6 protein-coding genes are annotated in these 5,590 nt (G+C 72.7%); 1 reads left to right on the top strand and 5 read right to left on the bottom strand.

What is annotated here, in order from left to right; translation table 11 throughout:
• Positions 1-147: 147 nt before the first annotated feature.
• From bioH to bioB, 4 genes are all read right to left on the bottom strand, one after another.
• Positions 148-909, bottom strand: a complete 762-nt coding sequence (gene bioH, locus D183_RS0113905; RefSeq protein ID WP_017909538.1) for a pimeloyl-ACP methyl ester esterase BioH — start codon at positions 907-909, stop codon at positions 148-150.
• A 48-nt stretch (positions 910-957) separates the two neighbouring features.
• Positions 958-1,311, bottom strand: coding sequence for a DUF7079 family protein (locus D183_RS0113900; protein ID WP_017909537.1), 354 nt, complete (start codon positions 1,309-1,311; stop codon positions 958-960).
• Positions 1,308-2,513 carry an 8-amino-7-oxononanoate synthase gene (bioF, locus tag D183_RS0113895; RefSeq protein WP_017909536.1) on the bottom strand — a complete coding sequence of 402 codons (1,206 nt, stop codon included), beginning with the start codon at positions 2,511-2,513 and terminating at the stop codon, positions 1,308-1,310. The genes D183_RS0113900 and bioF overlap by 4 nt, the downstream gene beginning before the upstream one ends.
• Before the next feature lie 101 nt (positions 2,514-2,614).
• Positions 2,615-3,658 carry a biotin synthase BioB gene (gene bioB, locus D183_RS0113890; protein ID WP_017909535.1) on the bottom strand — a complete coding sequence of 348 codons (1,044 nt, stop codon included), beginning with the start codon at positions 3,656-3,658 and terminating at the stop codon, positions 2,615-2,617.
• Between the two features lie 49 nt (positions 3,659-3,707).
• Between bioB and D183_RS0113885 the strand changes: the two genes are divergently transcribed.
• Positions 3,708-4,439 (top strand): ComF family protein, encoded by a 732-nt coding sequence (locus D183_RS0113885; protein WP_026144468.1) that lies wholly within the window; start codon positions 3,708-3,710, stop codon positions 4,437-4,439.
• 109 nt (positions 4,440-4,548) lie between these two features.
• Here D183_RS0113885 and ubiA read toward each other — a convergent pair whose 3' ends face one another.
• Positions 4,549-5,451 (bottom strand): 4-hydroxybenzoate octaprenyltransferase, encoded by a 903-nt coding sequence (gene ubiA / locus D183_RS0113880; RefSeq protein ID WP_017909533.1) that lies wholly within the window; start codon positions 5,449-5,451, stop codon positions 4,549-4,551.
• Positions 5,452-5,590 lie beyond the last annotated feature (139 nt).

Raw genomic sequence — 5,590 nt, 5'->3', positions numbered from 1 at the left:
GTCGGGACTGAAGTCCCTCCCACAGTGCACCCGCCGGGCTCGACGCAAGCGCTTGTAGAGCGGCTTCAGCCGCAACCCGACGCAACGGGCGTGTCGCGGCTGAAGCCGCTGCTACGACAGCACCGTGGAACGCGCGGCGCGACGCCGCTAGTCCAGCGTCGCCAGGAATCCGCGCAGCGCGTCGGCAACGGTGTCGGCATGGCCGAGGAACGGGGCGTGGCCGCCGCCGGCGACGATCAGCGCGCGCGCGTTCGGCGCCAGCGCCGCGGCGGCCTCCATGCCTGCGGGTGGGACCAGGCGGTCGCGCTGGCCGCCGATCCACAGGCTGGGCATGCGCAGGCCGGGCAGGGCGCGGCGCAGATCGGTACGTTCCAGCAGGGTCAGGCCGTCCTGCAGCACGTGCGGGTCGGGCGCGCCGCGGGCGTCGAGCGCTTCGCGCAGGGTGCGCAGTTCGGCGCGCGCGTGCGCCGAACCGAGCGTATCCAGTGCCAGGAAGCGCTCGAGGGTGCCGCGATAGTCCTCGGCCAGATCGCGGCCGAACTGTTCGAACACCTGCGGCTCCACCGCGTGCGGCCAGTCGCTGCCGCGTACGAAGCGCGGCGTCGCCGCGAGCATCGCCAGCCCGCGCACTTGCGGTTGCGTGGCGGCGGCGTGCAGCGCGAACAGCCCGCCCAGCGACCAGCCCAGCCACACGGCCGGCGGCGTGGCCGCGGCGATTGCGCTGACCACGTGCGGCAATGCCAGCGGCGTGTCGTCGCCCCGGCTGTGGCCGTGCCCGGGCAGGTCCACCAGGTGCAGGCGGTACTGCGCCGACAAGCGCTCGACCAAGGGCGCGAAGATGCCGCCGTTCAACGCCCAGCCGTGCAGCAGGACCAGATCGGGGCCCTGCCCCAGGGTGTCGATATGCATCGTTGTCGTCGTTGCGAAAGAACAGGAAAGGCGGCTTCGGCCGTCGCGTCAGTGTGCCGCGCGCTGCGCCAGCACCTGCGGCAGCAGCAGGCGCCACTGTTGGCGCGGATAGTCGCGGGTGCGCCAGGCGGACACGCGATGCGCACCGCGGCGCTGCTGGATCGCCGCGCTCAGCCAGTCGCCGTCGATGCCCTGCCAGGCGCCGGCCGTGGTCAGCAGGTTCGGCGCCAGCCGCGGATGCACGTCCTCGCGCAGCATCTGCCACAGCGTATCGGTGGCGAACGGCGAGGCGGCGAGTACCGCGGCGATCTGCGCATGCCGCGCGTCGACCGCATCGTCCAGGTACAGCTCGGCCAGCGCGTCCCACACCGCGCGACGCGCGGCGAGGTCGGTTGCGCTCACGCCGGCACGCCGGGCGGATGCGCGGCCACGCGATCGCGCGCGAGCGCCAGGGCATCCAGCAGCGCCTGTACCTGCGCCGGCGTGTGCAGCGCCGACAGGGTCACCCGCAGCCGCGACTTGCCCTCCGGCACGGTCGGCGGGCGGATCGCCGAGACCAGGTAGCCGGCCTGTTCCAGCGCTGCCGACCACGCCAGTGCGGTGCGCTCCTCGCCGCACAGCAGCGGCTGGATCGGCGTGTCCGAGGCCATCAGTTCCAGGCCATGGCGACGCGCGCCGCCGCGGAACAGGGCGATCAGTTCGACCAGCCGCTCGCGCCGCCACTGGTCGCGCCGCGCCAGCTTGACCGCCGCCAGCGAGGCCGCGGCCTGCGCCGGCGGCAGCGCGGTGGTGTACAGATACGGCCGCGCGGTTTCGGCCAGATGCCGGATCAGCGTGGTATCGCCGACCACTGCGGCGCCGTAGCCGCCCAGTGCCTTGCCCAGGGTCACCAGTTGCAGCGGAACGTCGTCGACACCCAGCCCGGCCTCGGCGACGCTGCCGCGCCCCTGCGGGCCGACCACGCCGACGCCGTGCGCGTCGTCCACGTACAACAGCGCCTGTTGGGTGCGCGCCACCAGCGCCAGCGAGCGCAGCGGGGCGACGTCGCCGTCCATGCTGAACACGCCATCGGTGGCCAGCATCGCCGCGCCGTCGGCGGCGTGCTTGAGCTGGCGCATCGCGCCTTCGGCATCCAGGTGCGGGTAGCGGCGCAGGCGGCAGCCGGCCAGGCGGCTGGCGTCGAGCAGGCTGGCGTGGTTGAGCCGGTCTTGCACGCACACGTCCTCTTCCTCGCTCAGCAGCGCCTGCTGCACCGCCAGGTTGGCGATGAAGCCGCTGCCGAACAGCAGCGCCTGCGGATAGCCGAGCCAGTCGGCGATCTCGCGTTCCAGCGCCTCGTGCAGCGCGTGGTGGCCGCACACCAGGTGCGAGGCGGTGGCGCCGGCGCCCTCGCGCGCGGCGGCGTCCTGCAGGGCGGCGACCACTTCGAACTGCTGTGCCAGGCCCAGATAGTCGTTGCTGCAGAAGCCAGTCAGCCAGCGGCCGTCCACTTCCAGGCGCACGCCGTCGCGGCGGCCGACGCTGCGGCGCACGCGCAGGCGCCCCTGCGCTTCGCGCAAGGCGCGCGCGGACTGGATGCGGTCGTGCAGGTCGGGACGGGCCATGGGCGCGGGACGGGCATCTGGCGGGCTAGCGTAGCGCGTCCCCGGCCGAGCCGGGCGCCGCCGGCGATGGACGGCCGGATCGGCGGACGGACGCCCCAGGCTCAGACCAGCGCGGCGGCGATCGCCGGTGTGGGCTGGGCGGTGATGTCCGCGTGCACGGTGCCGGGATGGTCGTGCGCGTCGGCATCCACCATCACCTGCATCGGCCGCAGCCCCAGCCGCGCGAACAGCGCCTGGTCGCGCTCGGTGTCCGGGTTGCCGGTGGTCAGCAGCTTCTCGCCGTAGAAGATCGAGTTGGCGCCGGCGCAGAAGCACAGCGCCTGCAGTTCGTCGCTCATGCTCTCGCGCCCGGCCGACAGCCGCACCATCGCCCGCGGCATCGCGATGCGGGCGACGGCGATCGTGCGCACGAACTCGAACGGATCCAGCTCGACCGTGCCGTGCAGCGGGGTGCCGGCGACCTGCACCAGGCGGTTGATCGGCACCGAGTCCGGATGCACCGGCAGGTTGGCCAGCGCCTGCAGCAGGCCGGCGCGCTGGTCGCGCGACTCGCCCATGCCGACGATGCCGCCGCAGCAGGTCTTCAGGCCAGCGTCGCGCACGTGGGTCAGGGTGTCCAGGCGGTCCTGGTACTGGCGGGTGTGGATGATCGAGTTGTAGAAATCCGGCGCGGTGTCCAGATTGTGGTTGTAGTAGTCCAGCCCGGCCGCCTTCAGCGCCTGCGCCTGGGTGCCGTCGAGCATGCCCAGGGTGGCGCAGGTCTCCAGGCCCAGCGCCTTCACCTCGCGGATCATCTCCGCCACCTTCGGGATGTCGCGGTCCTTGGGCGAGCGCCAGGCCGCGCCCATGCAGAACCGCGAGGCGCCGGCCGCCTTGGCCTGGCGCGCCTTGTCCAGCACCGCCTCGGTGCTCATCAGCTTCTGCGCCTCCACGCCGGTGGCGTAGCGCTGCGCCTGCGGGCAGTACGCACAGTCTTCCGGGCAACCGCCGGTCTTCACCGACAGCAGCGTGGACACCTGCACCTGCGCCGGATCGAAGTGCTCGCGGTGCACGGCGGCCGCGCGGTGCAGCAGCTCCGGGAACGGCAGATCGAACAGGGCGAGCAATTCCTGGCGTTGCCAGTCGTGTCGGACGACAGCGGACATGGGGGTTTCCTGACGGTCAGCGGCTGGGAAAGCGGGCAGTCTGGTAAGCATGCAACGTCCTGTCAACTTCACGATGGCTGGTTTGGTTGACGGCGGTTGGCGCTGGCTGCAGCGCCGCCTGCTGCCGGAACGCTGCCTTGTGTGCGGGGAGCCCGGCGCGCCGGGCCTGGACCTGTGTGCCGCCTGTCGCGACGATGTGCCTTGGAATGCGGCGGCCTGCTGCCGCTGTGCACTGCCGCTACAGGCGCTGGATGCCGAGCAGGTCTGCGGCGCGTGCCAACGCCGGCCGCCGCCGCTGGAGCGGGTGGCCAGCGCCTGCGTGTACGCCGCGCCGGTCGATGGCCTGTTGCGCCGCTTCAAGTTCCATCAGGACCTGGCCGCCGGGCGCCTGCTCGCCGCGCTGCTGCAGACACGCTGCGCGGCCTTGCCGCGGCCGCAGGCGCTGCTGCCGGTGCCGCTGCATCCGGCCCGGCTGCGCCAGCGCGGCTACGACCAGGCGCTGGAACTGGCACGGCCACTGGCGCGCGCACTGGCACTGCCGCTGTGCCTGGAATTGCAGCGGGTGCGGGCGACCGCGGCGCAATCCGAACTGGATGCGCGCGCACGCCGGCGCAACCTGCGTGGTGCGTTCGCGGTGCCGGATTCGGCGTCGCTGCCGGCGCACGTGGCGCTGATCGACGACGTGATGACCACCGGCGCGACCCTCCACGCCGCGGCAAAGGCACTGCGCCGTGCCGGCGTCGAACGGGTCGATGCCTGGGTGGTGGCGCGGGTGCCGTGAGCGCTGCACCGGCTGTTCCTGCGCCGCGTGCGGACCCGTGGCTATCGCGTGGCCTGTGGCCAGGGCGTTGTTGCGCGCCGCCGAAGCGGGCTGCCGAACCGCGTCGGTGTCAGCCGGCGCGCAGTGCCAGCGCCGCGGCAATGCCGGCGAAGATCGCCAGGCCGACCCAGTTGTTGTGCAGGAAGGCGCGGAAGCACGCCGCGCGTTCGCGGTGCCGGGCCATGCGGAATTCGACGACGACCAGCAACGCCGCCACGCCCAGCCCGGCCCAGTACCACACGCCCAGGTCCGCGCGATGCCCGACGAAGGCGAGAGCGACGAACATCAGCGCGTACAGCACGCCCTGGATGACCAGGTCGAGTTCGCCGAACAGGATGGCGGTGGACTTGGAGCCGGCGCGCAGGTCGTCCTCGCGATCGACCATCGCATACCAGGTGTCGTAGGCGGTGGCCCACAGGATATTGACCGCGTACAGCAGCCAGCCCAGCGCCGGCACCTCGCCGCGCACCGCGGCGAAGGCCATCGGAATGCCCCAGCCGAAAGCCATGCCCAGGTAGACCTGCGGCAGGTAGGTGTAGCGCTTCAGGTAGGGATAGCTGGCGGCCAGGAACAGCCCGACCACGCTCAGGCCGATGGTCAGCGCGTTCATGGTCAGCACCAGCGCGAACGCCACCAGCATCAGCACCGCGAACACCGCCAGCGCTTCGCGGCCGCTGACCGCGCCGGTGGCCAGCGGCCGGCTGCGGGTGCGCTCGACCTGCGGGTCCAGCCAGCGGTCGGCGTAGTCGTTGATCACGCAGCCGGCCGAGCGGGTCAGCCACACCCCGGCGGTGAACACGAACAAGGTCCACAGCGGCGGTATCCCATCGGCGGCCAGCCACAGCGCCCACCAGGTCGGCCACAGCAGCAGCAGCACGCCGATCGGCCGGTCGCCGCGCAGCAGTTTCCAATACTGGCCCAGGCGCGCGCGCGGTGGCAGCGCGGCAGGCGTTTCGTAGCGTTCGTAACCCATCGCGCAAGGGTAGCAGCCGCGTGGTGCCGGCGGCGCGTCGCGGAGGTGGATGCGCCGTGTCCTGCGTTGGTTGGCCGAGCGCCGCAGGACGCGGACGGGCGCCAGGCGTCCCCGGCGAGGTGGCCGCCGTGCCGGCCGC

Source organism: Xanthomonas sp. SHU 199, from assembly GCF_000364665.1.
Lineage (GTDB): Bacteria > Pseudomonadota > Gammaproteobacteria > Xanthomonadales > Xanthomonadaceae > Xanthomonas_A > Xanthomonas_A sontii.
Note: the sequence above shows the minus strand (reverse complement) of the source record. Positions and strands in the feature narration are given on the sequence as shown.

Bases quoted from the DNA above. Each gene is read 5' to 3' on its own strand.
- bioH (WP_017909538.1), bottom strand. From the start codon at position 909: ATGCATATCGACACCCTGGGGCAGGGCCCCGATCTGGTCCTGCTGCAC.
- bioF (WP_017909536.1), bottom strand. From the start codon at position 2,513: ATGGCCCGTCCCGACCTGCACGACCGCATCCAGTCCGCGCGCGCCTTG.
- bioB (WP_017909535.1), bottom strand. From the start codon at position 3,658: ATGTCCGCTGTCGTCCGACACGACTGGCAACGCCAGGAATTGCTCGCC.
- D183_RS0113885 (WP_026144468.1), top strand. From the start codon at position 3,708: ATGCAACGTCCTGTCAACTTCACGATGGCTGGTTTGGTTGACGGCGGT.
- ubiA (WP_017909533.1), bottom strand. From the start codon at position 5,451: ATGGGTTACGAACGCTACGAAACGCCTGCCGCGCTGCCACCGCGCGCG.